The sequence below is a fragment of the Curtobacterium herbarum genome, assembly GCF_016907335.1.
GTDB classification, from domain to species: domain Bacteria; phylum Actinomycetota; class Actinomycetes; order Actinomycetales; family Microbacteriaceae; genus Curtobacterium; species Curtobacterium herbarum.
This window is the reverse complement of record NZ_JAFBBT010000001.1, coordinates 3,166,899-3,190,161: the sequence shown is the minus strand read 5'-3', so window position 1 is coordinate 3,190,161 and position 23,263 is coordinate 3,166,899. Positions and strand designations below refer to the sequence as shown.

Below are 23,263 nucleotides of genomic sequence, written 5' to 3'. Positions count from 1 at the left end.
CAAGTATCACCCGGTGACCACCGCTGAACGCACCCGCGCCCTCCGGCGCAGCATGGTGTCCGAAGCGCGCCGCGCGGTCGTCGACGGCGGGCTGCAGGGCTTCACCATCGAACAGCTCTGCGAACGGGTCGGCGTCTCCCGCCGCACCTTCTTCAACCACTTCGCGTCGAAGGAGGACGTGGTCCTCGGCATCGAGCTGAACGCCGACACCGCACTCCTCGCCGCGTACGCCGAGGGCACCGTCGTCCCCACGACCCTCGCCCCGCTGCCGTCCGTGATCGCGCTCATCATCGAGCAGCTGCACGTGGCCGGCATCGACCGCGCCGACGAGGCCCTGGTCCGGCACGTCTTCGAACGGGAGCCCGCCCTCACCGCGCGGTTCCTCTCCGCCACGGACACCCAGATCAAGAAGGTCGCCGACGCCGTCCGGCAGCGCTTCGCCTGGCACGACCCCGCGGACCCGCGCGCCCGTCTGGTGGCCGAGGCCGCCGTCGGGGTCATCCGGGTCAGCGCCGGCACGTACTTCGCCGACGACTTCGACGAGGCGTCCGGACCCCGGTTCGACGAGCTCCTCGACACCAACCTCCGTCTCATGACGGAAGCCATCACCATCCCTGCCCAGGAAGGCACCTCATGAGCGCATCCGCGCCGAGCACCACCCGCCGGGGTCGCCAGCAGGCCGACGGGCCGCTGCTCCTGACCCAGCGCCGCATCTGGATCATCTTCTCGGCGCTCATCGCCGGGATGCTGCTGTCCAGCCTCGACCAGACCATCGTCTCGACCGCCATGCCGACCATCGTCGGCGAGCTCGGAGGCGTCGCGCACCAGGCCTGGATCACGACCGGGTACCTGCTCGCGTCGACCATCGTGATGCCGATCTACGGCAAGTTCGGTGACGTCATCGGCCGCCGCAACCTGTTCCTCGTCGCCATCGCACTGTTCACGTTGGCGTCCCTCGGCTGCGCACTGTCGACCGGCTTCTGGCAGTTCGTGGTCTTCCGCGCCCTGCAGGGCCTGGGCGGCGGCGGGCTCATGATCCTGTCGCAGGCGATCATCGCGGACATCGTGCCCGCCTCGCAGCGCGGCAAGTACCTCGGCCCGCTCGGTGCGATCTTCGGCCTCTCCGCCGTCGGTGGCCCGCTGCTCGGCGGGTTCTTCGTCGACCACATGACCTGGAACTGGGCGTTCTGGATCAACATCCCGGTCGGCATCGCGGCCTTCGCCGTCGCGTGGTTCGCCCTGACGCTGCCGAGCAAGAAGGCCACGAAGCGGATCGACGTCCTCGGGGTCGCGCTGCTCTCGGCCACCACGGCCTGCCTGGTCTTCTTCACCGAGTTCGGCGGCAACCGCCAGCACGGCTGGGGTGCTCCCGAGACGTGGGCGTGGGGTGCCGGCTTCCTGGTCGCCGCCGCGTCGTTCGTGCTCGTCGAGTCGCGGGCGCAGGACCCGATCATCCCGCTGTCGTTCTTCCGCAACCGCACGTTCGTCATCGCGACGGCGATCGGCTTCGTGCTCGGCCTCGGCATGTTCGCGGCGATCGGCTTCGTGCCGACGTTCCTGCAGATGGCCTCGGGCACGTCCGCCGCGGTCTCCGGGCTGCTGATGCTGCCGATGATGGTCGGCCTGATCGGTACCTCGATCCTGTCCGGCACGCTCATCACGAAGACCGGCCGCTACCGCGCGTTCCCGATCATCGGGACGATCGTGGTGGGGATCGCGATGCTCGGCATGACCTCGCTGGCCGCCAGCACCCCGATCTGGCTGATCTGCGTCTACCTGTTCGTGTTCGGCGCCGGCCTCGGCCTGATCATGCAGGTCGTCGTCCTGGTCGCGCAGAACGCCGTCCCGCCGGAGCAGGTCGGGACCGCCACCTCGACGAACAACTACTTCCGCGAGGTCGGCGCCTCCCTCGGCGTCGCCGTCTTCGGTGCGCTGTTCACCTCGCGGCTGACCGACGCGCTGACCGACGTCTTCCGTGGCGCCGGTGGCAGTGCGACCGACGCGGCGAGTGCGAGCTCGAGCATCGACCCGACCTCGCTGTCGAAGCTGCCGCAGGCAGTGCAGGACGGCATCGTGAACGCGTACGCCGACTCGCTGTCGCCGGTGTTCTGGTACCTGCTGCCGTTCATCGCCGCCGCGTTCGTGCTCGCGCTCTTCATCCCGCAGATGCGGCTGGCGGACGTGGCCGGCATGGTCGCCCGTGGCGAGGCCGTCGGTGGCGATGAGGCCGACGCCCTCGAGCGGGCACGACGGGACGGGTCGGCACCGGCCGCCGCGTCGGCGGACGCACCCCGGGCGGACGCACCCGAGCCGGTGGGCTCGCCGACGAGGTCGGTCTCGACGACCGGTCCGGTCTCGACGACCCGCCACGACGAGTAGTCGCGACCGGCTGACGGACGGGAGGCGCGGTGCCAGCGGGCACCGCGCCTCCCGTCCGTCGTCCGCTGCGGTCGTCGTGTGGACTGGGTCAGGCCCCCGTGCTCGCACGGGGGACCAGGCGGGTGGGCAGGGCCGGGTCCGGCGCGTCGACACCGTCGAGCGTCGCGAGGAGCCGGAGCGCCGCCGCCCGCCCGAGCTCGGCACCGGGCAGGGCGACGCTCGTCAGGCTCGGCGCGGTGACCGAGGACGACGGCAGGTCGTCGAACCCGGCGACCGCCAGGGCGGCCGGCACCGCGATGCCCCGCTCGGCGGCCACCCGGAGCACCCCGTAGGCCAGGGTGTCCGCGGCCGCGACGACGGCGGTGACCCCGTCGGCGAGCCACGCGTCGACGACCTGCCCGACCGCGCTCGCCGCCGCGTCGATCGTCAGGTCGGCCTGTGCCTCGAGCTGGGACACGGAGATGCCGGCCGACACGCAGGCCTGCCCGAACAGCGCCCGACGGACCGCGAACGTCGTCGCGCGTGAGGTCCCGTCGAGGTAGGCGACCCGACGGTGTCCGGCGGCCGCGAGGTGGGCGACCAGCGCCTCCACCCCGGCCGTCAGGTCGTAGTTGACCGCTCCCGGGCCGCCCGGGGCGTCGAGCAGGACGACGGGGACGCTCGCGGCCATCGACGCGTGCTCGGCCGGGGCGTCGACCAGGATCCCCGCCGGCCGGAGCCGCTCGAAGCGGCGGACGTCGGCGTCCACCGGCTGCTCGCCGCGCTCGGTGACGGACAGCACGAGCTGGAAACGGTCGCCGATGGTGTCGCGGACGCCGCGGATGACCTCGGCGAAGAACGGGTTCGACAGGTCGGGCGCGATGAGCACCACCAGGTCGCCGCTGCCCCGCGCCAGGGAGCTCGCCGCGTGGTCGACGACGTAGCCGAGCTGCTCGACGGCGTCGCGGACCCGGTCGGCGATCGGCGTCGAGACGCGTCCGCGGTCCTTGCCGTTCACGACGAGGGAGACCGTGGCGATGCTCGTGCCGGCGCGTTCGGCGACCATCGCGGCGGTCACCCGGCCGGACGGAGCGGGGCGACTGCGCGGGGTCGTGGGCACGGGTCGATGCTAGCGACGGCCGTGCATGCGGAATCCGCACGACTTGACGTCAAGCGCTTGATGCTGTGTGATGTCAAACGCTTGACGCGGCGTGCATGGCGCGTCAGGTACCGACCTCCTGCCGGCCGCCCGCACCCCGGGCACCCGGCTCCCCGACGAAGTGGAGCACCCCAGTGTCCGACGCCCCGCGCACCTCCGTGTCCGACGCCCCGCGCACCTCAGCGCCCGACGCCCCGCGCACCCCCGCCAAGATCATCCTGGACTGCGACCCCGGCCACGACGACGCCGTCGCGATGCTGCTCGCCCACGGCAACCCGGACATCGAGCTCCTCGCCGTCACCACCGTCGTCGGCAACCAGACCCTCCCGAAGGTCACCCGGAACGCGCTCGCCGTCGCCCGGATCGCGGGGATCACCGGCGTGCCCTTCGCCGCCGGTGCCGCACGGCCGCTGCTCCGCCAGGTCGAGGTCGCCCCCGAGATCCACGGCGAGAGCGGCCTGGACGGGCCCGTGCTGCCCGAGCCGTCGTTCGCCCTCGACGAGCGACACGCGGTCGACCTGATCATCGACACCGTGATGGCCCACGAGCCCGGCACCGTCACCATCGTGCCGACCGCCGGCCTGACGAACATCGCGCTCGCCGTCCGCAAGGAGCCCCGCATCGTCGAGCGCGTCAAGCAGGTCGTGCTGATGGGCGGCGGCGTCCACGTCGGCAACTGGAGCCCGGTCGCCGAGTTCAACATCGTCATCGACCCCGAGGCCGCGTCGATCGTGTTCGACGCCGGCTGGGACGTCGTCATGGTCGGGCTCGACCTCACCCACCAGGCGCTCGCCACCCCCGAGGTCGCCGCCCGCATCGCCGCCGTCGGCACCGGACCGGCCGCCTTCGTGGGGGAGCTCCTCGACTTCTTCGGTACGGCGTACCAGGACGTGCAGGGCTTCGACGCCCCGCCCGTGCACGACCCCTGCGCCGTGGCGTACGTCATCGACCCGACGATCGTCCGCGCCGTGAAGGTCCCGATCCGCGTCGAGACCCAGGGCACGCTGACCCTCGGCATGACGGTCGCGGACTTCCGCTCCCCGGCGCCGGCGGACTGCCGCACGAGCGCCGCGCTGGAGCTCGACCACGGCCGGTTCTGGGACCTGGTCGTCGACGCCCTCGAGCGCATCGGCGAGACGCCCGACACCGGCTGGACGCCCCGCGCCGCCGCCGACGGCATCGACGCCGGCCTGACCACGCAGCCGACCGCCGCGACGGAGGCCTGAGCACGATGCCCACCCCCTCGACGTCGACGCCGACCGGCTCGATGCCGGCGAAGTCGATCGCCGCGCTCACCGCGGCGCTGCTGGCCGCGTGCATCGCGTTCCAGCTGAACGCCAGCATGCTCAGCCCCGCCCTCGTCACGATGGCGCGCGAACTCAAGACGGACGACGCCACGATCGGCCTGTCCCAGACGCTGTACTTCACCCTCGCCGCGCTGTTCTCGCTGTTCCTGCCCCGGCTGTCGGACATCGTCGGCCGCAAGCGGGTGCTCGTCGCCATGCTCGCCGTGATGTTCGTCGGCAGCGTCGTCGCCGCCCTCGCGGTGAACGTCCCGATGCTGTTCACCGGTCGGATCATCCAGGGCGTCACCGGCCCGGTCGTCCCGATCAGCCTGCTCGTCCTGCGCAACGAGATCCGCGACCCGAAGCGCTACGGCGCCGCCCTCGGGCTGCTCACCGCGGTGAACGGCGGCATCGCCGGCATCGACGCCCTCGCCGGCGGGTGGATCGCGACGCACTTCGGCTTCCGCGGCATCTTCTGGGTGATCGCCGTCGTCACGGTCATCGCCCTCGCGCTCGTCGCGAAGTGGGGCGTCGAGTCCCGCCCGTCCTCCGGCACCCGGATGGACTGGGTCGGCGTCGTGCCGCTCGTGGTCTCGGTCGGCGCGCTGCTCACCGCCTTCAACGAGGCCGGCAAGCTCGGCGACGCGGACCCCGTGCTCGTGGTCGGTGGGGTCGTCGTCGCACTCGTCGCGTTCGCCGTGTTCTGGGCCGTCGAGTCCCGCGTCCGTGAGCCGCTCGTCGAGACCCGGTTCCTCCGGCGCCGGGCCACCTGGGCGCTGCTCGCCACCACGTTCCTCACGATGACCGGGGTGTTCGCCGTCGTCAACGGACTGGTCACCTCGCTCGCGCAGAACGGCGACGCGGGCTTCGGGATGGAGGCCGACCTCGCCTCCCTCGTGTTCCTCACGCCGTACGCACTGGTCGGCTGGGTCGTCGGGCCCTTCGCCGGCCGGCTCGCCCCGACGCTCGGCTACCGGGCCGTCCTGCGCGTCGGTCTCGTCGGCAGCATCGTCGCCACCGTCCTGATGGCGGTCGTCGGGGTGCACTCGCTGCCGGTGCTCGTCACCGCCACCGTGCTGATCGGCATCACCTACGCCGGCATCGCGAACATCATCCTCAACGGCCTGGGCATCGTGCTGTCCCCGGACTCGAACCCCGGCTTCCTGCCCGGGCTCAACGCCGGCGCGTTCAACCTCGGCGCCGGTGTCAGCTTCGCCGTGCTGCCGGCACTGCAGATCGCGCTCGGGGTCGGCGGTTCCTCGGGCACCGCCGGGTACTCCGGTGGCATGCTGCTCGGTGCCGCGATCACGACCGCCGCCCTGGCGACCTCGTTCCTCATCCCCCGACCGGAGTCCGCCGAGACCGGTACCGCCCACCCCGGTTCCGCGCAGCCCGGTACCGCCGACCCGCAGAAGGAGACCGTCCGATGACCGACACGATCGTGATCGTCGGGTCGCTGAACGCGGACCTCGTCGTCCGCACCGAGCGCTTCCCGCAGCCGGGCGAGACCCTGCACGGGTCCGACCTGGCCACCCTGCCCGGCGGCAAGTCCGCCAACCAGGCCGTCGCGGCCGGGAGGCTCGGGGGCACCGTCCGCATGGTCGGTGCGGTCGGCGACGACGGCAACGGCACGCTGCTCCGCGACTCCGTCGCGGCCTCCGGTGCGGACACCACCCACGTCGTCGTCCGGCCCGACACCGCCACCGGCACCGCCGTCATCACCGTCGACGGCCGCGGCGAGAACACCATCGTCATCTCCGGCGGCGCCAACGCCACGTTCTCACCCGCGGACCTGCCCGCCGACGTCTTCCACGACGCCGCCGTCCTCGGACTCTGCCTCGAGGTCCCGATGGACGCGGTGCTCGCCGCCGCCCGGGCCGCACACGCCGCCGGGGTGACCGTGCTGACGAACCTGTCCCCGTTCGGCGCCGTCCCGCCGGAGCTCCTCGAGCTGACCGACGTCCTGCTCGTCAACGAGCACGAGGCCGCCGCGCTCGGCGACCACGGGGTACAGCGCTCGATCGTCACCCGCGGCGGCGACGGCTCGGTCGTGCACGACGGGGACGCTCAGCCGGTCGAGGTCCCCGCCGTGCCCGTGGACGCGGTCGACACCACGGGGTGCGGGGACGCCTTCATGGGGGCGGTCGCACTGCGGCTCGCCGCGGGGGACTCGCTGGTCGAGGCTGCGCGCTTCGCCGCCGGGGTCGGCGCGTACGCGGCGACCGGCGCCGGCGCACAGGCGTCCTACCCGACCACCGCCCAGCTGGAGGCGTTCCTCGGGACGTGATCCGGGCCTCCCGCCCGACCACTAGCGTGGGCGCATGCGCGTCGGAGTCCTCGACATCGGTTCGAACACCGGTCACCTGCTCGTCGTCGACGCCCACGGCGGTGCGGCGCCGCTGCCCGCGTCGTCGTTCAAGCGGCCGCTGCGGCTCGCCGAGCACCTGGACGACCAGGGCGCGGTGACGCCGGTCGGCATCGACGCGCTGACCGACTTCGTGGCGGAGTCCGTCCGCGTCGCCGAGGACCGCGGCTGCGAGGACATGCTCGGGTTCGCGACCTCGGCCGTCCGTGACGCCGTGAACTCCGAAGCGGTCCTGGCGCACGTGCGGGAGCAGACCGGGGTCGAGCTCGCCGTCCTCTCCGGGTCGGACGAGGCCCGGCTGACCTTCCTGGCCGTGCGCCGCTGGTTCGGCTGGTCCGCCGGACGGCTGGCCGTGTTCGACATCGGCGGCGGCTCGCTCGAGATCGCCGGCGGCGCGGACGAAGCACCCGACGTCGCCTGGTCGATGCCGATCGGCGCCGCACGACTCGCCCGCACGTACTTCGCCGCCGGCACCCCCAGCCCCGAGGAGCTGCGCCGGGTCCGGCACGAGGTCCGCGTCGAGATCGCCCGCGAAGCCGGACGGCTGCTGCGGTCCGGAGCGCCGGACCGTGCCGTCGCCACCTCGAAGACGTTCCGCTCCATCGCCCGGATCTGCGGCGCAGCGCCGTCGGCCGCGGGGCCGCTCGTGCCGCGGGTGCTCGACGGGGTGGCGCTCCGCGACCGGCTGCCGTCGCTGCTGACCATGTCGGTCGACGAGCTCGGCACGCTGCCGGGGGTCTCGCCGAGCCGGGCGCACCAGGTCGTGCCGGGGGCGCTCGTCGCCGAGGCGTGCCTGGACATCTTCGACCTGCCGGCGCTGGAGATCTGCCCGTGGGCGCTCCGCGAGGGCGTGATCCTCGAGCGGCTGGACCAGCTGTCGGTCCTCGGCTGACCCTTCGCAGAACGCAACCTCGGCGCTCCTGCGCGACGGTACTGCGTTGCGTGTCGTCGGCGACGTTGCGTCTTGCGAGGTGTCCGGTCCTGAACAAGTCCTCGTGCCACGTCGACCACCGTCCCAGAACGGTGCACCACGATCGATCGACAGCCCAGTTACCGAGAGGACCACGATGACCGGACTCGCCCCCACCACCACCCTGCTCGCCACCGTCGACGGACCCGACGGCAGCACCTACGAGGTCCGGCACGCGGTGTTCCCGCCCGGGTCCACGACCGGGTGGCACCGGCACGACGCCCGCCAGACGGGTCTCGTCGTCCGGGGGGAACTGACGCACGCCAGCCCGGAGGCGACGCACACCGTCGGCCCCGGTCGAGCGCTCGTCGAGGACCCGCACGTCGTCCACGAGGGTCGGGCCACCGGCACGGACGACACCGAGTTGCTGTACGTCGCGCACCGCCTGCCCGGCACGGAGCTCGCGACGCCCACCGAGCCGCCGGCCACCGTCGGGCCGGTGCGCAGCGCACTCGTCTCCGTGCCCCTCGGTCTGCCCGTGTTCGTGCACGCGCTGCGCTACACCGCCATGTACGGGCCGAAGCCGTTCGCGGAGGCGCTGCTGGTCTACCGCGACAACGGCACGTACACGATCCTCTCGCCGGGAGAGGACCACCACGGCTGCTACGTCTCCGCCACAGCCATTGACGCGGTCACCCCGCCCCGCCACGTGGCCTTCATGTCGTGGCCGTCCTCGGACTGGGGCAGCAACGTCGCCGCGCACACCCTGACCTTCGCGGCGGACACCGGCGCGTTCACGCAGGAGCTCCGGCTGCCCGGGGACGCGGTTCCCCGAGCGCAGCACGGGTTCGCCGCACCGGTCGCGGGCCAGGAGTCGATCGACGTCACCGCGGGCTGGACTGCCCTGCGGCAGACCCACGACGCCACGTTCGCCGGGCTCGCTGCGCGCGCCGCCGCCTCCGGCACGGCGAGCTGACCCGCCACCCCGCGAAACGCACCCCGCGAAACGCAACGTCGGCGCCTCCTCGCAGCGGTATCCCGTTGCGGGCAGCCGCCGACGTTGCGTTTTGCGATCAGGGGCGGCGGGGGCGGCGGGGCGGGGCCAGCAACCAGGGGCGGATCAGCGTCGTCACGAACGGCAGCACCCAGAACGTCATGATCGGCGTGAGCACCAGCGTCGTGACGAGCACCCGGGGCAGCGCCGCCAGGTGCGCGAAGGACGGCAGCAGCCAGCCGACCAGGACCGTGAAGACCAGGTTGACGGGGAAGAACCCGAGCCAGATGCTCACCGCCTGCTTCCACCGCGGCGGGGCGCTCGAGGCCGGGGCGTCCTGCGGGACGTCGAACCACCCCTCGATGCCGGTCCGCTTCTCGACGCGGGACTCCACGACCATGTCCCGTCCCAGGTCGAGCCACCGCAGCCGGTCGTCAGAGTTCTCCCACGTGGACAGGGAGTCGTGGTCGGCGAAACGGTAGAGCATGTGCCACTCGCGAGACCGCGCGGTGGAGCGGACCCACCCGGATCCGAGGAACCCGGGGTAGCGGTTGGCGAGGTTCACGCCGGACTGCACCCAGCGGGTGACCTCGGGGATCCGTTCGGGTTCGACCAGGCGGGTGATGGACACGGTCACGGGTGGGCCGGCGATCTCGGGTGACGATTGCAAGCTGAACGGCTCTTGTGGAGTCATCCGACAAGTGTCGCGCTCCACGTGTTACACGCGCATGACGACCGGACTGCGAGCGCAACGGCAACCGGGACGGGAGGCCGTCAGCTCGCCTTCTTCTTAGCGGGAGCGCGCTTCGCCGCCGGCTCCTTCGCCGCGGGTTCCTTCTTCGCGGGTTCCTTCTTCGCCGGTGCCTTCTTCGCGGGCGCCTTCGCTGCCGCAGTCCGCTTCGCTGCCGGGTTCCGGTCGCCGGAACCATCCGCGTCATCGCCCGAGCCGTCCGAGTCCTCATGGGAGCCGGCCGCGCGCGATCGCGAGCTTCCCGAGGAACGCGACCCCGAGCCTCCCGACCGGGACCCACCGCCACGGTTCTTGTCGACCGACGCGCGCAGGGCGGCCATCAGGTCGATGACGTCGCCGCCCGCATCGTCGTCGTCCGACGATGCCTGCTCGCCGAACGTCTCGGCGGTGTCGACGTCGTCGCCCGCCTCGAGCTTGGCGTCGATGAGCTGCTGCAGCTCCTCCTGGTACTCGTCCGTGTAGCGGTCCGGGTCGAAGTCGGTGGACATGCTCTCGACCAGCGAGGACGACATCTTCAGTTCGTTCGCGCTGACCTTCACGGACGTGTCCAGCGCCGCGAAGTCGGCGGGCCGGACCTCGTCACCCCACAGCAGCCCCTGCAGCAGCAGCACATCGTCGTGCACGCGGAGCACCCCGAGCCGGGTCTTCTGCCGCAGGGTGAACTGCACGATCGCCAGCCGGTCGGTCTGCTCGAGCGTCCTCCGGAGCAGCACGTACGCCTTCGGGGAGCGGGAGTCCGGCTCCAGGTAGTACGTCTTCTCGAACATCATCGGGTCGACCTGGTCGACGGGGACGAACTCCAGGACCTCGATCTCGTGCGACTGCTCCTGCGGCAGCTGCTTGAAGTCGTCGGGCGTCAGGACGACCGTCTTCTCACCGTCGTCGTACGCGCGCTGGATGTCGCCGTACTCGACCTCGTGCCCGAGCTCGCAGACCCGCTTGTAGCGGATGCGGGCCTTGTCCTCGTCGTGGATCTGGTGCAGGGAGACGTCGTGCGTCTCGGTCGCCGCGTAGACCTTGATGGGCACGTTGACGAGCCCGAACGCGATGGAGCCCTTCCAGATCGACCTCATCCGCTCATGATGCTCGCACGCGCGCGAGGCGACCCCCAGTTCTGAGCAGACCGGCAGGTGCGGTGCGGAGCAGACGGGCGTATCGTCCCGCTCCATGACGGGGGAACGCAGTGCGACGGTGACGACGGGGGACCGACTTTACGCAGCCGGGTGGGCGCAGCTCGCGTTCGGCGCGGCGGTCGGGCTGGCGATCGGAGTCGGGGCGGGCCTGACGGCCGACAGGCCCTTCGCCTGGGTGACGGTCGTCGTCATCGGCGTGGCGCTCGCCGTGGTCATCCCCGTGGCCGTGCTGCGCGCGTGGTGGGCTCGTGGCGGCCGGACCACTCTCCTCGAGACGCGAGCCTGGGTCCGGTCCGGCCGCGTGCCGGACGAGGTCCCCGACACCGTGTGGCGTCCGCGGGTCCGCCAGCTGCTCGGCGACTCCTCACGGCAGCTGTTCGGCGCTTGGGCCGCCGCGGTGGTCGCGTGCCTGTGGGCCGCCCTCGCGATCTCCGGGGAGACACGCGACTGGGCGTTCGCCGCGGTGTGGGCAGTCCTGGCGGGGTTCCAGTTCGTGCAGGTGCGCAGGGTGCGCCCGGCGGCACGACGCCTGCTCGACGCACCGGCGCGCGTGGTCGCGTCCGTCTGACGTCGGCCGGTCCTCTCCTGCACAGCCGGGAGGCCCGCCCCGCGTTCTCCACGGACCGCGCCGCTCCTGGGTCGCCGGTCCGGCTCCGCGAGCACGATGGGCCCATGAGCCAGCTCGACAAGCAGGACCCACGTGACCAGTACGCGCGGCCGCCGTTCCCCGCGCAGACGCAGCAGGGATCCGGACGGGCGGCGGACCTCGACCCGCCGGCCGACCACGGTGAGACGTCGTACCAGGGCACCGGCCGGATGCGCGGCTACCGAGTCCTGGTCACCGGGGCGGACTCCGGCATCGGTCGGGCCGCCGCGATCGCGATGGCGAAGGAAGGGGCCGACGTCGCCCTGAACGCCCTGCCGGAAGAACTCGACGACCTCACCGAGGTCCGTGACGTCATCGCCGACGTGGGACGGAAGGCGGTCATGCTGCCGGGTGACCTGACGGACGAGTCGTTCTGCACCGAACTCGTCCGCACCGCCGTCGACCTGCTCGGTGGACTCGACGCCCTGGTCCTGGTCGCCGGACACCAGAAGGTGCACGCCGACATCACCGAGCAGAGCACCGACGACTTCGACCACACCATGAAGGTCAACCTGTACTCGTTGTTCTGGCTGACCCGTGCCGCGGTCCCGCACCTGGCCCCGGGCAGTGCGATCGTCACCACGAGCTCGGTGTCGGCGTACGAGCCGCAGGACCGGATGATCGACTACGCCGCCACGAAGGCCGCCATCATCACGTACACGAACGGGCTCGCACGGCAGCTCGCGCCGAGGGGCATCCGGGCGAACACCGTGGTCCCCGGCCCGGTGTGGACCCCGCTGCAGCCGATCAGCTACCCCGGTGACGAGATCGCCGCGTACGGACAGGACACCCCGTTCGGCCGACCGGCGCAGCCCGTCGAACTCGCCAGCGCCTACGTCCACCTGGCCGGACCCGAGTCGTCCTACACGTCGGGCACCACCCTCACGGTCGGCGGTGCCACGGGGGTCGCGTTGTGAGCCCGGTCGCGAAGAAGACCACCGTGCAGGTGGGGGACCGGCGGCTGGCGCTGACGAACCTCGACAAGGTGCTCTACCCGGAGACCGGCACGACCAAGGGGCAGGTGGTCGCCTACTACGAGCGGATCGCCCCGTGGATGATCCCGCACGTCACCGGCCGCCCGATGACCCGGAAGCGGTGGGCGAACGGCGTCGACGGCAAGGTCTTCTTCGAGAAGAACCTGCCCGACTCCGCACCCGAGTGGATCCGGCACCACACCATCCACCACGAGCACCACGACGTCGAGTACCCGGTCGTCGACGACCTGCCGACCCTGGTGTGGATGGCGCAGCAGGCGTCGCTCGAGCTGCACGTGCCGCAGTGGCGGTTCGGCCCGCGTGGTGGACACCAGGACCCGGATCGGCTCGTGCTCGACCTGGACCCCGGGGACGGCGTCGGGCTGCCCGAGTGCGTCGAGGTGGCGCTCGCGGCCCGCGCGGTGCTGCAGGGCATGGGGCTCGAGCCGTACCCGGTGACGTCCGGGTCGAAGGGCATCCACCTGTACACGGCCCTCGACGGCACGGCGACGGCGCAGCAGGTGTCCGAGGTCGCCCACGAGCTGGCCGGAGCGCTCGAACAGGACATGCCGGACCTGGTGCTGTCGTCGATGAGCCGGGCCGAGCGAGCCGGCAAGGTGTTCGTCGACTGGTCGCAGAACAACGGCAACAAGACGACCATCGCGCCGTACTCGCTGCGTGGTCGATCGCACCCGACGGTCGCGGCACCCCGGACCTGGCAAGAACTGACCGAGCCCGGGTTGACGCAGCTGAGCCTCGACCAGGTCCTCGAGCGCATGCCGGACCTCGGTGACCTGCTGCACCCGGTCGCCGCGGCCTCGCTCGGCGTCGGGCGTGCGGACTCCGGGCACTGGGACGGCGCCCGGACCGCGGCGGTGAACGAGCGGGAGCGCCAGGAACGACAGGAGCAGCAGGACCGCCTGACGACCTACCGCGCCAAGCGCGACGCGACGAAGACCCCGGAGCCGGTCCCGCAGGGCTCCCCGACGGTCCGGACCGACGGCACGCCGACCTTCGTCGTCCAGGAGCACCACGCCACCCGCAACCACTACGACTTCCGCCTGGAGCACGACGGCGTCCTGGTCAGCTGGGCGCTGCCGAAGGGCGAACCGACCGACCCCGGGGCGAACCACCTGGCCGTCCACACCGAGGACCACCCGCTGGAGTACGGCGGCTTCGAGGGGATCATCCCCGCGGGCGAGTACGGCGGCGGCACCGTGACGATCTGGGACGACGGCACCTACGAGCTCGAGAAGTGGCGCGAGGACGAAGAGGTCATCGTCACCCTGCACGGGCGGACGAACGGCGTGCGGCGGCTCGCGCTCCTGCACACCCGCGGACACGGCCGCGGTCGGTCCGGGGACGAGAAGAGCTGGCTCGTCCACCGCACGAAGGACCAGCCCGCCACGGACGGCGACGCACCCGGCCCCGGGCGTCCCGCTGCCGCACGGATCGAGCGGGCGGCGGAGTCGGACACCGCGCCGGACCACCGCCGGACGATGCAGGCGTCCGTGCAGAAGGGTGCTCCCGCCCTCGACCTCGAGCACTGGGCGTTCGAGATGAAGTGGGACGGCGTCCGCGCCCTCGCCACCGTCCGCGACGGCACGGTCCGGCTGCGCAGCCGCAACGGCAACGACCTCACCGACCAGTACCCGGAGCTGCAGGAGCTCGCCGAGCACGCCGGAGTCGACGGGGTGTTCGACGGTGAGATCGTCGCGCTCGACGAGCACGGACGGCCGTCGTTCCAGCTGCTGCAGAACCGGATGGGCGTCACGAAGCCGCGAGAGGTCAGCGCTGCCCAGGCCACGACACCCGTGCACCTGCTGCTGTTCGACGTGCTCGAAGCCGACGGTCACGAACTCACCCGGCTCGGGTACACCGCACGACGGGAAGCCCTGCGGACGGTCGTCGAACCCGGCGGCGCGATCGACGTCCCGCCCGAGTTCGACGGTGACCTCGACGGCGCGATGACCGAGTCCCGGAAGCGCCGGCTGGAAGGCGTCGTGGCGAAGAAGCGGTCCTCCCGGTACGTCGAGGGGCGCCGCTCCGAGTCCTGGCTCAAGCTCAAGCACCACGCGACGCAAGAGGTCGTCGTCGGCGGCTGGAAGCCCGGAGCGGGTCGGCGTGCGGGCGGGATCGGGTCCCTGCTGCTCGGGATCCCCGGCGACGACGGCCTGGTCTACGTCGGCAAGGTCGGCACCGGGTTCCGCGACCGGGACCTCGACGAGATCGGGGCGGTGCTCGACGACCTCGAGCAGGACGCCCCGCCGTTCGTCGACGTGCCCCGGCCGGACGCCCGCGACGCGCACTGGGTCCGACCCGAACGGGTGGGCGAGGTCGAGTTCGCCGAGTGGACGGGCGACGGGCGACTCCGGCAGCCCTCGTGGCGTGGCTGGCGATCCGACAAGGACCCCGGTGACGTCGTGCGCGAGTGAGACGGCGTCCTCGCCCACTCCGGAATCCGCATGCGTGAGCATGGGGTCCGCCGGGGGCGAACTTCCGTCCCCCGTTGCCGTGGTCCTCGGGGGACGTTTGCGGCGGCGTCCTGGGCCGGGCAGGGGCTGGCTGTTACGTTCCTCGGGACGGAAGGACGCGACATGGACGCGAGCAAGTACCTCCCGCCGTTCACCCGGGGGCAGCGCGGAGACACGACCGCAGATCAGCGGGACGACCAGGACGGCACGACGGGATCAGGTCTCGACGGCCGGTCGGGCGGCCGCCGGCTGGTGGATGCGGGCGGCGAGCACGAGGCGACCTACGCCGACTTCCTCGGCGACCAGGTCGACGACCGACAGCAGTCGACAGACCCGAGCAGCTGACAGACCCGAGCACCTGAGCGACCCGAGCAGTCGACAGACCCGAGCAGCTGACCGACCCGGGTCGATGACGGGCTCAGGCCGCGGGCGCGGGACCGTCCGCGGCAGCCGAACCGGACTCGAGCGGCAGGTCCTCCTCGGCGGCAGCACGCTCGTCCGCGTGCCCGGCGTCCGCCGCGGCCGCCTTCGCCTCGTCGATGGCCTCCTGCGAAGCCTGCAGTGCGTCGTCGTTGCCGGGGTGTGCCTGATCAGTCATGGCCGCCACGCTACGCGGAGGTCGCTGGATCGGCTCGGCGGGCGCCGCGGGCTGTGTCGGTCCGCGGTCCGTCGTAGTCCACGGCGGAGGTCGGCGCCACCGAGGTCGGCATCGCGGGCGCCGGTGTGCCGCCGTGCGCATCGGCCGCGTCGAGCACCGCACGGGTCGCGGCAGCCGCCACGCGCAGCGCCTCGGCGAGGGGCATCGCCCGGAGTGCCGGTGTCCGCACCGCGACACCCCAGGGCTCGTCGAACCCCAGGCCGCGGACGGTCCGGATGAACCCCGGCAGGTCCCACGCCCCGGTGCCGGGCAGGTAGCGCCCGTTCCGCGACTCGTCCGCCAGGGTCATCCCGTTCGGGGTGTGCAGCAGTCCGTCGCTGAGTTCCACCGCGGCGAGGGTGGACGGCACGACCCCCTGCCCGATCGAGCCCAGGGTCGAGCCACCGCGGAGGGCGTGCATGGCGTCGAGGAGCAGCCGACCGTTCGGGTGCCCGGCTGCGACGAAGCGGGAGGCCCGCTCGACGGTCGCCAGGTTCGACCACGGCTCCGGATGCAGGACGAGCCGCGCCCCGACGCCCTCGGCCTGGACGGCGAGGCGGTCCCACGCCTCGGCCATCACGGGCAGCGGTGCGGCCGGGACCGAGTGGTCGGCGCGGACGACGACCTGTCCGGCACGGAGGGTCGCGGCGGCTTCCAGGAGCACCCCGCGGTCGGCGTCGTGCTCGGCGTCGGCGGCCCACCAGTGGCCGAGCGTCCCGACCTGGACCCAGACCACGCCGGCGTCGTCGAGCATCCGCCGGAGCACGCCGAACCCGAGGGTGGCGCGGACCTCGAGCAGGTCGTCGAGTGCCAGGCCGAGCCCGGCGAACCCGGCACGGCCCACGGCGCTGATGCGCTCGCCGACGGCCCCGTCCCCGGCCCACGTCGACGACGTGGCGAGCAGGTCGTGTTCCTCCACCGGACCACCTCCATGATCCGGACGTGCTCGACTGCGTCGTTGCAGCTGCCGCACACCCTGTCTGCGGACGACTGCCGGGCCCGGGCCCCTTCCCCGTGCACCACGCAGCGTCAGGGCCGGTTCTACGCCCGGTCGCTCGGAACGCTCCCAGCCCGACGGGTCAGACGATCCGCGTCTCGACGGTGCCGACGCCGGCGATCGTCCCGCGCAGCACCGAGCCGCGGGACACGGGTCCGACGCCGTCCGGGGTGCCGGTGAACAGCAGGTCCCCGGCCTCCAGACGGACGGCCCGGGACAGCGCGGCGATGGTCTCGGCGACGGACCAGACCTGGTCGGCGAGGTCCCCGGACTGCCGCAGTTCCCCGTCGACGTGCAGCGTGATGCCGCCGGTGGTCGGATCGACGCCGGCAGCCGGGACGATCGTGCCGATCGGTGCGGAGTGGTCGAACCCCTTGGCGAGGTCCCACGGCCGCCCGAGGCGCTTGGCCTCGGCCTGCAGGTCACGCCGGGTCAGGTCGATGCCGACCGCGTAGCCCCAGACCAGGTCGAGGGCGTCGGCCACGGCGACGTCCTGTCCGCCGGCACGGAGCGCGACGACGAGTTCGACCTCGTGCTCCAGCTGCGTGGTCAGCGTCGGGTACGGGGTGTCGCGTCCGTCGGTGACGACCGCGTCGGCGGGCTTGCCGAAGAAGAAGGGCGGCTCACGGTCGGGGTCGTGCCCCATCTCGCGCGCGTGCGCAGCGTAGTTGCGGCCGACGCAGTGGATGCGCCGGACCGGGAACCGGCCGCCGTCGGTCGTGGCGACGGACGGGAGGCTCGGGGCCGGGACGACGAGGTCGCTCACGCGTCCAGGGTGGCCGGTTGCGCCGGCTGCGACGGCTCGGCCGACTGCGCCGGGAAGACGAACCGGTTCATCGCCCAGTACCGGAAGCCCATCGCGATGAGCGTGCCGATCACGGGGCCGCTGATGAAGTCCGCCAGTTCCTGCCCGGCGAGCGAGACGTTCGGCACCTCGAGCCCGAGGACGTACCGGGAGATCCAGAGCGGTGCGGAGTTCAGCGCGACGCCGATCAGGCTGACGATCAGGAAGAGCAGCAGCTCGTGTCCGGTGTGCAGTTCACCGCGGTCGCCGAACGACCACTTCTTGTTGAGGAAGTAGGAGAACACCGTCGCGACGATGATGCCGATCGACAGGGCGGTGACCGGGTGCTGCGGGATGACGAAGAACTTCAACCCGTAGTTGATGCCCATCGTGATGACGAAGCCCAGGCCACCCACGACCAGGAACCGGAGCGCCGGGTGTTCGACGAGCGACCGGACGGAGAACGACTGCACCGGCCAACCCTAGACCCGGGTCGCCGGGAACCCGCTGACCGGCACGCCTTCCGGACCGGCAGTCCGCTCAGCCGGACGGTCAGGCACCGGGGGCCGCACCCTCGGTCTCGCCGTGCCCGGGGTCGCCGCCCGTGCCGCCGTCGGACGACTCGTCCTGCGGCCACCCGGTGAACGCCCACCCGGCGACCGCCCGGTGGTCTTCGCCGTTCGTGTAGGCGAAGGTCCGGGCTGCGGCGCGGGCGTCGGTGAGGGTCGCGAGCAGGTCGGCGAACCGGTCGGAGCCGTCCGCGACACGGGTGAGGGCGTCGTGGGCCAGGGCGTAGCGGTCCATCTCGTTGCGGATGAGCATGTCGAACGGCGACGTGGTGGTGCCCTGCTCGAGGAACCCGTGCACGTGCAGGTCGTCGTGCCCGTGCCGGCGGTAGGTCAGCTGGTGCACGAGCGTCGGGTACCCGTGGAAGGCGAACACCGCGGGGGTGCCGGGCAGGAACAGCTCGTCGTAGCGGTCGTCGCTGATCGGGTGCTCGTGCTTCCGCGGGTCGCCGATGGCGAGCAGGTCGACCACGTTCACGACGCGGACGCCGACGTCGGGGGCGTGCTTCCGGATGATGTCCGCGGCGGCGACGGTCTCGACGGTCGGGACGTCGCCGGCGCTGACGAGCACGACGTCGACGCGGCCGACCTCCTGCTCGGTGCCGGCCCAGTCCCAGGTCCCGACGCCGGCGTCGGCGTGCGCGACGGCGTCCTCGAGCGACAGGAACACCGGCTCGGGGTGCTTGCCGGCGACGATCACCTCGATGCGGTCCGTGGTCTCCAGGGCGTGCGCGGCGACGGCGAGCAGCGTGTTGGCGTCGGCGGGCAGCTTGATGCGGACGAGGTCCTGCTGCTTGGACGCGACGACGTCCAGGAACCCGGGGTCCTGGTGCGAGAAGCCGTTGTGGTCCTGGCGCCAGACGTGCGACGACAGCAGGATCGTCAGGTTCGACACCGGTGCGCGCCAGTCGATGGCGGTCGAGGACTCGAGCCACTTGGCGTACTGGCCGACCATCGAGTCGATGATGTGGGCGAACGCCTCGTACGTGTTGAGGACGCCGTGGCGACCGCTCAGCACGTAGCCCTCGAGCATGCCCTCGAGCAGGTGTTCGGAGAGCACCTCGATGACCCGCCCGCGTGCGGACAGGTGCTCGTCGCCCTCGGCCCGTCGGGCACGCCAGACGCGGTTCGTGACGTCGAAGACCGCGTCGAGCTTGTTCGAGATCGTCTCGTCGGGGCCGAACAGCCGGAAGTCCTGCGGGTTGCGCTGGATGAGTTCGGCCATCCAGGGGCCGAGCGTGCCGGTGGCCGAGGCGTCCTCGCCCGCGGGCACCCCGAACCGCTCCAGGGCGGGGCGGTCGAGCGCGGTGCGGATGCGGCCGCCGTTCGCGTGCGGGGTGGCGCTCATCCGGGTGTCGCCGGTGGGCCGGATGGTGTCGAGGATGCCGATCGGGCGGGCGTCCTCGTCGAACAGCTCCTCCGGACGGTAGGAGCGCATCCACTCCTCGAGCTGCCTGCGGTGGCCCTCGTCCTCGCGCACGTTCGGCAGCGGGACCTGGTGGGCGCGGAAGGTGCCCTCGACCTGCTGGCCGTCGACGACCTTCGGCCCGGTCCAGCCCTTGGGGGTGCGCAGGACGATCATCGGCCAGCGCGGGCGGAGGTCGGCCGCGCCGGCCATCTCACCGGCGGCGGCACGGGCGGCCTGCGCGCGGGCGGCGGCCTGGATGTCGTCGATGGTCGCCAGGGCACGGCGGAGTGCCCCGTCGAACAGGGCGTGCACGGCGAAGGGGTCGTGGTCGACACGGCCGGAGTCGACCACGATCGGCTCGTACCCCAGGCCGCGGAAGTACGAGTGCAGGTCCTCGTCCGGGATGCGCGCGAGGACCGTCGGGTTCGCGATCTTCCAGCCGTTGAGGTTGAGGATCGGCAGCACCGCCCCGTCCGACACCGGGTCGAGGAACGTGTGCGCCTGCCACGAGGCGGCGAGCGGTCCGGTCTCGGCCTCACCGTCCCCGACGACGCACGCGACGACGAGGTCCGGGTTGTCGAGGGCTGCACCGTAGGCGTGGGCGAGGGAGTAGCCGAGCTCGCCGCCCTCGTTGATCGACCCGGGGGTCTGCGGGGCCGCGTGCGAGGGGATGCCGCCGGGGAACGAGAACTGCCGGAAGAAGCGCTGCAGTCCGGCGGTGTCCGGCGTGATGTCGGGGTAGAGCTCGTTCCAGGTGCCCTCGAGCCAGGCGTTGGCGTTCATCGCGGGGCCGCCGTGCCCGGGGCCGCAGATGTACAGGACGTCGCGGCCGGTCTCGCTGATCACCGCGTTGAGGTGCGCGTACACGAGGTTCAGCGCGGGCGAGGTGCCCCAGTGCCCGAGCAGCCGCGGCTTGATGTCGGCCGGTTCGAGCGGCCGTTCCAGCAGCGGGTCGTCGAGCAGGTAGATCTGCCCGACGGTGAGGTAGTTCGCGGCGCGCCACCAGGCGTCGATCGCGCGGATCCGGTCGGTGGAGGAGTGCGTCGTCGACATGCTCCACAGGCTACGAGGACACCGATCCGGGAAATCCAGGAATCCCTCCAATCCGATCCGGGGACGGCCCCGAATCACTGTCACAAGCCGGGAAACACCCGCAAGCGCTCACCAGCAGCTCACCGCTGGTTCTCCACCCCGTCGCAGGGGTGTGTTCGGCGCGCTGTCACCAACCGCGCCGAGCGCGTTCAAGCAAAGGAATGAAGACATGCGCAAGTCCCTGAAGAACACGATCACCCTCGCCACCGCCGGCGCGATCGTCCTGGGCGGTGCCGGCTTCGGCATCACCGCAGCCAACGCGTCCACCCCGACCGTGCACACCGTCTCCTCCAGCTCCGCGTCGAAGATCCCCGCACCGGTCGCCTCGGTCCCCGAGGTCCTCGGCGGCAACACCTCCGTCGCACTCGACAAGGGCTTCACCGACGCCCTCACCTCGCTGAAGCTGACCCCGGGTGTCTCCGGCAACGCCAAGCTCGCCGACGGCGCCGTGTCGTTCCCGATCACCTCCGGCTCGGTCACCTACTGGAGCCCGGACGGCAAGTACCGCCCCTACGTGCAGGGCCTGCTGAACCACGACGACTCCGGCCTGACCCTCAAGGCCGGCGACACCACCGTCACGCTCGAGAACTTCGTCGTGAACCCGGGCTCCTCGAAGCTCTCCGGTGACGTCCTCGTCAACGGCAAGGTCGCCGTCTCCAACGCCTACCTCTTCTCGCTCCACGGTGGCACGCTCAAGCCGCTGCAGCTCGAGGGCGACAACGCCATCCTCACCGGCACCACCGTGCACATCTCCGACGACGCCGCGAAGCTGCTCAACAGCACCTTCAAGACCGACGCCGTCAAGGGCGGCCTGCTCGTCGGCACCGCCACCATCACCGCCCAGATCAAGTAACACCCACGCGTCACCAGACGCACCAGCACCACGAGAACGCCGCCCCGGCACGACCGGGGCGGCGTTCTCGCGTTCCCGGACCCACCGCCACACGGAGGGGAGGCCGGGCCCACCTCATCCGCGTCGGCGCCACCAGCGGGGTGGTCGGGTCCCGGCCGCCTGCGCGGCCGCAGCCGACGCGGCGGCGGCCGCACGGGCCTCCCGGCGGTCCCGCCACCGCACGACCTCGGCGTCGACGTCCCGCATCGGCGTGACCACCGGCGGCCCACCCATCAGCTGGCGGCGGGCCTCCTTCACCCGGGCGTTGAAGTCCACCAGGACGTCCCGCACGTCCGACTCCACTGAGAGTGCGTCCAGGTGGTCGTCGAGCTCGGCGTCCTCGGTGCGCAGGGCGAGTGCCGGCGGGGCGATCCCGCGGATGTCCTCGCGCTCGATCTTCGACTTGATCCACCAGTCCGGGTCGTGGTCGCCGTCGAGCCCCGGCAGTGGCTTGCCGTGGTACGGGTTGCCCGCGAACACGCCGCGGCGCTCGGCCTCGGCGATCCGCGCCCGGGCGTGCGCGGCGACGTCGGCGGCCTTGAGCAGCTGCCGTTCCTCGCGCTCCGCACGCACCTCGTCGGGGTCGAGCGACCCCCGCTCGACCTCGCTGTCCACGAGCTGCTGGTACCGGTACCGGGCAGCCTTCCGCAGGCGGTCCATCCGGGCGTCGACCTCGTCCATCGTCCGTCCATGATGCCCCGGACACCCGACGACGGCACCCAGCGGCCCCGGACCGCGGGCGGACCCAGCCGCCGGGGGCCATCGTCACCCTCGTGGAATCCCTGCCCCTCTGGTTGCTCGCCGTCGTCTTCGTCGCGGGTGCCGCCGTCATCTGGATCGCCGGCATCCAGCTGTCCAGGACGACCGACGTCCTCGACGCCCGCCTGCACCTCGGCAGCGCACTCGGCGGGCTCATCGTGCTCGCCGTCGCGACGAACCTGCCCGAGATCGCCATCACCGTCAGTGCCGGGCTGTCCGGCTCGATCGAGGTCGCCGCAGGCAACATCCTCGGCGGCATCGCCCTGCAGACCGTCGTCATCGCCGTCCTCGACGCGTTCGGCAAGCGTGGGAAGGGCGTCGAGCCGATCACCTACCGTGCCGCGTCGCTGACCCTGGTGCTCGAAGCGGTCGTCGTCGTCGCCGTGCTCGCCGTCGTCATCGCCGGCAGCCAGCTCCCGCCGGACCTGGTCGTCGCCCGGCTGACCCCGGACGTGGTGCTCATCGCCCTGATCTGGGTGGTCGGGCTCTTCCTGGTGCAGCGCGCCAGCAAGGGGCTGCCGTGGCACGAGAGCGGCCACGCACCCGACGCCAGCCCGCACGCCTCCGGGCACCGGACCCGCAAGCAGGACACCACGCCGATGAGCACCCGGAAGGCGGTGGTCGTCTTCGCGGTGTCGGCCCTCGCGACCCTCGTCGCCGGTGTCGTGCTCGAACGCGCCGGGGACGCCGCGTCGAGTCAGATCGGGCTGTCCGGCGTGCTCTTCGGGGCGACCGTCCTGGCCCTGGCGACGAGCCTGCCGGAGATCTCCACGGGCCTCCAGGCCGTCAAGCAGGGCGACGACAACCTGGCGGTCTCCGACATCTTCGGCGGCAACGCCTTCCTGCCGGTGCTGTTCCTCGTCGCCACGGTGCTGTCCGGCAAAGCGGTGCTGCCGCAGGCGAACGCCAGCGACGTGTACCTGACCGCCCTCGCGGCACTGCTGACCGTCGTCTACGCGGTGGGACTCGTGTTCCGGCCGCGGCGACGGATCATCGGGATGGGCGTCGACTCGTTCGTCGTCGTCGTGATGTACCTGGTCGGCGTCGCCGGACTGGTCGCGATCACGCTGGCGTGACG

At 72.1% G+C, this 23,263-nt stretch carries 22 protein-coding genes; 13 read left to right on the top strand and 9 right to left on the bottom strand.

The window, feature by feature from the left end; genetic code table 11:
• Window positions 1–13: 13 nt before the first annotated feature.
• A complete protein-coding gene (locus tag JOD51_RS15170) occupies window positions 14–637 on the top strand; it encodes a TetR/AcrR family transcriptional regulator (protein ID WP_204609947.1) in 624 nt (207 codons plus the stop codon).
• Entirely contained in the window at window positions 634–2,379 is a 1,746-nt protein-coding gene (locus JOD51_RS15165) for an MDR family MFS transporter (RefSeq protein WP_204609945.1), read from the top strand. Before JOD51_RS15170 ends, JOD51_RS15165 begins: the two co-directional genes overlap by 4 nt.
• An 88-nt stretch (window positions 2,380–2,467) precedes the next feature.
• Here the strand turns inward: JOD51_RS15165 and JOD51_RS15160 are convergent, their stop codons facing one another.
• A complete protein-coding gene (locus JOD51_RS15160; protein ID WP_259558613.1) occupies window positions 2,468–3,478 on the bottom strand; it encodes a LacI family DNA-binding transcriptional regulator in 1,011 nt (336 codons plus the stop codon).
• Between the two features lie 293 nt (window positions 3,479–3,771).
• Here JOD51_RS15160 and uriH point away from each other — a divergent pair, with 293 nt between their 5' ends.
• The 5 genes from uriH to JOD51_RS15135 all read left to right on the top strand — a co-directional run bounded on the left by uriH (window position 3,772) and on the right by JOD51_RS15135 (window position 9,054).
• Window positions 3,772–4,743, top strand: a complete 972-nt coding sequence (uriH, locus tag JOD51_RS15155) for a uridine-preferring nucleoside hydrolase UriH (RefSeq protein WP_239540624.1) — start codon at window positions 3,772–3,774, stop codon at window positions 4,741–4,743.
• 5 nt (window positions 4,744–4,748) lie between these two features.
• Window positions 4,749–6,233 (top strand): uridine transporter UriT, encoded by a 1,485-nt coding sequence (uriT, locus tag JOD51_RS15150; RefSeq protein ID WP_239539893.1) that lies wholly within the window; start codon window positions 4,749–4,751, stop codon window positions 6,231–6,233.
• Window positions 6,230–7,090, top strand: a complete 861-nt coding sequence (locus JOD51_RS15145; RefSeq protein WP_204609943.1) for a ribokinase — start codon at window positions 6,230–6,232, stop codon at window positions 7,088–7,090. The genes uriT and JOD51_RS15145 overlap by 4 nt, the downstream gene beginning before the upstream one ends.
• Before the next feature lie 34 nt (window positions 7,091–7,124).
• Window positions 7,125–8,060, top strand: a complete 936-nt coding sequence (locus tag JOD51_RS15140) for a Ppx/GppA family phosphatase (protein WP_204609941.1) — start codon at window positions 7,125–7,127, stop codon at window positions 8,058–8,060.
• Window positions 8,061–8,235: 175 nt separating this feature from the next.
• Window positions 8,236–9,054 carry a cupin domain-containing protein gene (locus JOD51_RS15135; RefSeq protein WP_204609939.1) on the top strand — a complete coding sequence of 273 codons (819 nt, stop codon included), beginning with the start codon at window positions 8,236–8,238 and terminating at the stop codon, window positions 9,052–9,054.
• A 97-nt stretch (window positions 9,055–9,151) separates the two neighbouring features.
• Here the strand turns inward: JOD51_RS15135 and JOD51_RS15130 are convergent, their stop codons facing one another.
• Window positions 9,152–9,766 (bottom strand): antibiotic biosynthesis monooxygenase, encoded by a 615-nt coding sequence (locus tag JOD51_RS15130; protein WP_204609937.1) that lies wholly within the window; start codon window positions 9,764–9,766, stop codon window positions 9,152–9,154.
• 80 nt (window positions 9,767–9,846) lie between these two features.
• Window positions 9,847–10,896 (bottom strand): non-homologous end joining protein Ku, encoded by a 1,050-nt coding sequence (ku, locus tag JOD51_RS15125; protein WP_204609935.1) that lies wholly within the window; start codon window positions 10,894–10,896, stop codon window positions 9,847–9,849.
• Window positions 10,897–10,990: 94 nt separating this feature from the next.
• On the opposite strand from ku, the gene JOD51_RS15120 reads away from it, so the two are divergent.
• The 4 genes from JOD51_RS15120 to JOD51_RS15105 all read left to right on the top strand — a co-directional run bounded on the left by JOD51_RS15120 (window position 10,991) and on the right by JOD51_RS15105 (window position 15,395).
• Window positions 10,991–11,524, top strand: coding sequence for a hypothetical protein (locus tag JOD51_RS15120; RefSeq protein WP_204609927.1), 534 nt, complete (start codon window positions 10,991–10,993; stop codon window positions 11,522–11,524).
• A 104-nt stretch (window positions 11,525–11,628) separates the two neighbouring features.
• Window positions 11,629–12,519, top strand: coding sequence for an SDR family oxidoreductase (locus tag JOD51_RS15115; protein WP_204609925.1), 891 nt, complete (start codon window positions 11,629–11,631; stop codon window positions 12,517–12,519).
• The gene (locus tag JOD51_RS15110; RefSeq protein WP_204609923.1) at window positions 12,516–15,011 is read left to right on the top strand and encodes an ATP-dependent DNA ligase; all 2,496 of its coding nucleotides are present in this window, start codon (window positions 12,516–12,518) and stop codon (window positions 15,009–15,011) included. Before JOD51_RS15115 ends, JOD51_RS15110 begins: the two co-directional genes overlap by 4 nt.
• Before the next feature lie 162 nt (window positions 15,012–15,173).
• On the top strand, window positions 15,174–15,395 hold the full coding sequence (locus JOD51_RS15105; RefSeq protein ID WP_204609918.1) for a hypothetical protein: 222 nt from the start codon (window positions 15,174–15,176) through the stop codon (window positions 15,393–15,395).
• Between the two features lie 73 nt (window positions 15,396–15,468).
• On the opposite strand, the gene JOD51_RS15100 is transcribed toward JOD51_RS15105, so the two are convergent.
• The 5 genes from JOD51_RS15100 to JOD51_RS15080 all read right to left on the bottom strand — a co-directional run bounded on the left by JOD51_RS15100 (window position 15,469) and on the right by JOD51_RS15080 (window position 20,495).
• The gene (locus tag JOD51_RS15100; protein ID WP_204609917.1) at window positions 15,469–15,648 is read right to left on the bottom strand and encodes a hypothetical protein; all 180 of its coding nucleotides are present in this window, start codon (window positions 15,646–15,648) and stop codon (window positions 15,469–15,471) included.
• Between the two features lie 10 nt (window positions 15,649–15,658).
• Window positions 15,659–16,606 carry a sugar phosphate isomerase/epimerase family protein gene (locus JOD51_RS15095; RefSeq protein ID WP_204609916.1) on the bottom strand — a complete coding sequence of 316 codons (948 nt, stop codon included), beginning with the start codon at window positions 16,604–16,606 and terminating at the stop codon, window positions 15,659–15,661.
• Between the two features lie 160 nt (window positions 16,607–16,766).
• Entirely contained in the window at window positions 16,767–17,450 is a 684-nt protein-coding gene (locus JOD51_RS15090; protein WP_204609915.1) for a fumarylacetoacetate hydrolase family protein, read from the bottom strand.
• A complete protein-coding gene (locus JOD51_RS15085; RefSeq protein WP_259558641.1) occupies window positions 17,447–17,941 on the bottom strand; it encodes a GtrA family protein in 495 nt (164 codons plus the stop codon). Before JOD51_RS15085 ends, JOD51_RS15090 begins: the two co-directional genes overlap by 4 nt.
• A 79-nt stretch (window positions 17,942–18,020) precedes the next feature.
• The gene (locus JOD51_RS15080; protein ID WP_204609913.1) at window positions 18,021–20,495 is read right to left on the bottom strand and encodes a phosphoketolase family protein; all 2,475 of its coding nucleotides are present in this window, start codon (window positions 20,493–20,495) and stop codon (window positions 18,021–18,023) included.
• Between the two features lie 208 nt (window positions 20,496–20,703).
• Here JOD51_RS15080 and JOD51_RS15075 point away from each other — a divergent pair, with 208 nt between their 5' ends.
• The gene (locus tag JOD51_RS15075; protein WP_204607159.1) at window positions 20,704–21,387 is read left to right on the top strand and encodes a hypothetical protein; all 684 of its coding nucleotides are present in this window, start codon (window positions 20,704–20,706) and stop codon (window positions 21,385–21,387) included.
• Window positions 21,388–21,501: 114 nt separating this feature from the next.
• Here JOD51_RS15075 and JOD51_RS15070 read toward each other — a convergent pair whose 3' ends face one another.
• The gene (locus JOD51_RS15070; RefSeq protein WP_204609911.1) at window positions 21,502–22,107 is read right to left on the bottom strand and encodes a DnaJ family domain-containing protein; all 606 of its coding nucleotides are present in this window, start codon (window positions 22,105–22,107) and stop codon (window positions 21,502–21,504) included.
• Between the two features lie 92 nt (window positions 22,108–22,199).
• Between JOD51_RS15070 and JOD51_RS15065 the strand changes: the two genes are divergently transcribed.
• Window positions 22,200–23,261 (top strand): sodium:calcium antiporter, encoded by a 1,062-nt coding sequence (locus JOD51_RS15065; protein ID WP_204609909.1) that lies wholly within the window; start codon window positions 22,200–22,202, stop codon window positions 23,259–23,261.
• The last annotated feature ends 2 nt before the right edge of the window (window positions 23,262–23,263 follow it).

Excerpts from the sequence above, each read along its gene's own strand:
- JOD51_RS15165 (WP_204609945.1), top strand. The coding sequence starts at position 634 with ATGAGCGCATCCGCGCCGAGCACCACCCGCCGGGGTCGCCAGCAGGCC.
- uriH (WP_239540624.1), top strand. The coding sequence starts at position 3,772 with ATGCTGCTCGCCCACGGCAACCCGGACATCGAGCTCCTCGCCGTCACC.
- uriT (WP_239539893.1), top strand. The coding sequence starts at position 4,749 with ATGCCCACCCCCTCGACGTCGACGCCGACCGGCTCGATGCCGGCGAAG.
- JOD51_RS15145 (WP_204609943.1), top strand. The coding sequence starts at position 6,230 with ATGACCGACACGATCGTGATCGTCGGGTCGCTGAACGCGGACCTCGTC.
- JOD51_RS15140 (WP_204609941.1), top strand. The coding sequence starts at position 7,125 with ATGCGCGTCGGAGTCCTCGACATCGGTTCGAACACCGGTCACCTGCTC.
- JOD51_RS15135 (WP_204609939.1), top strand. The coding sequence starts at position 8,236 with ATGACCGGACTCGCCCCCACCACCACCCTGCTCGCCACCGTCGACGGA.
- JOD51_RS15130 (WP_204609937.1), bottom strand. The coding sequence starts at position 9,766 with ATGACTCCACAAGAGCCGTTCAGCTTGCAATCGTCACCCGAGATCGCC.
- ku (WP_204609935.1), bottom strand. The coding sequence starts at position 10,896 with ATGAGGTCGATCTGGAAGGGCTCCATCGCGTTCGGGCTCGTCAACGTG.
- JOD51_RS15120 (WP_204609927.1), top strand. The coding sequence starts at position 10,991 with ATGACGGGGGAACGCAGTGCGACGGTGACGACGGGGGACCGACTTTAC.
- JOD51_RS15115 (WP_204609925.1), top strand. The coding sequence starts at position 11,629 with ATGAGCCAGCTCGACAAGCAGGACCCACGTGACCAGTACGCGCGGCCG.
- JOD51_RS15105 (WP_204609918.1), top strand. The coding sequence starts at position 15,174 with ATGGACGCGAGCAAGTACCTCCCGCCGTTCACCCGGGGGCAGCGCGGA.
- JOD51_RS15100 (WP_204609917.1), bottom strand. The coding sequence starts at position 15,648 with ATGACTGATCAGGCACACCCCGGCAACGACGACGCACTGCAGGCTTCG.
- JOD51_RS15080 (WP_204609913.1), bottom strand. The coding sequence starts at position 20,495 with ATGTCGACGACGCACTCCTCCACCGACCGGATCCGCGCGATCGACGCC.
- JOD51_RS15075 (WP_204607159.1), top strand. The coding sequence starts at position 20,704 with ATGCGCAAGTCCCTGAAGAACACGATCACCCTCGCCACCGCCGGCGCG.
- JOD51_RS15070 (WP_204609911.1), bottom strand. The coding sequence starts at position 22,107 with ATGGACGAGGTCGACGCCCGGATGGACCGCCTGCGGAAGGCTGCCCGG.